Origin of the sequence: Brevibacterium sp. SIMBA_078 (assembly GCF_046534565.1) — a bacterium.
GTDB lineage: Bacteria > Actinomycetota > Actinomycetes > Actinomycetales > Brevibacteriaceae > Brevibacterium.
In genome coordinates, this window is record NZ_JAWRYQ010000173.1 from 1 (window position 1) to 277 (window position 277).

Here is a 277-nt window from a genome sequence, read left to right on the forward strand (position 1 = left end):
CCCCTAGTTTCGATCCACCAAAAGCTCCGGCTATGCCTCCAGCAACACCACCAACAGCAGCTCCTACAAGTGGTATTGGAATTAGGGCTTGGCCAATTGCAGCTCCGCTAACTCCTCCTGCAAGACCTCCAGAGAAGCCACCTACTTTTTCTCCAACGTTTTCTTTCGTTGTTCCTATTAAATCTGTTGCACTTAATAAGTTCCCCAAGATAGGCACTCTCTTTAATAGCTTGCTACTTCCTCGACCTATATTTTTAAGTGCATCTCCTAACCCACT

The 277-nt window shown here is 46.2% G+C and carries 1 pseudogene; it reads right to left on the reverse strand.

Annotation, left to right across the window (positions count from 1 at the left end):
* Positions 1 to 277, reverse strand: a pseudogene (locus SB749_RS19325) (hypothetical protein); the annotation flags it as partial.